Source organism: Candidatus Igneacidithiobacillus taiwanensis (assembly GCF_031962545.1).
Lineage (GTDB): Bacteria > Pseudomonadota > Gammaproteobacteria > Acidithiobacillales > Acidithiobacillaceae > Igneacidithiobacillus > Igneacidithiobacillus taiwanensis.
The window spans coordinates 1-513 of the sequence record NZ_JAVRKK010000233.1 but is presented as its reverse complement, the minus strand read 5'-3'; the positions used below and the strand labels follow the sequence as shown (position 1 = coordinate 513).

Annotated in this window: 1 protein-coding gene; it reads left to right on the top strand. The window is 63.9% G+C overall.

All coding sequences use genetic code 11. The annotated features are described in order from the left end of the window. A partial coding sequence (locus RTI30_RS14150; RefSeq protein ID WP_312284141.1) for a DHH family phosphoesterase occupies positions 1-513 on the top strand: 513 nt, incomplete at both ends.

The following is a 513-nucleotide window of genomic DNA, read 5'->3' as shown; positions in this document are numbered from 1 at the left end:
GCCGGATATTGAAAAAGCCGTAGAGGCGACCATTGCTGCCCTACGGCGAGGCTTGCCCATCCTGCTCATTTCCGACTTCGATGCCGATGGGGCATCCGCCCATGCCGTCCTCAAGATCGCCTTCCGCGATCACTTCGGGGTGCCGGAGGAGCGTCTGCACAGCTACATCGGGCATCGTCTGCGCGACGGCTATGGGGTTTCGGAAAATCTCACCGAGCGCATCCTTGCCGAAGCCCCGCGCCCGGCCCTGCTGATCACCGCCGACCAGGGCAGCACCGATCACGATCGAATTGCGCGGCTGCAAGCGGCAGGATTCATCGTTATCGTCACTGACCACCACGGCGTTCCCGATGCCGGCCCGCCCCCGGGCGCCGTTGCCTGCGTCAATCCGGTGCGTCGCGATTCCCACTTTACCGATCCCTACATTGCCGGGGTCCACGTGGCTTGGCTCTACTGCTGCGCCGTCCGCCAAGGCTTGTTGGCTTGCGGACTACTCCCGACCAATGCCCCCAA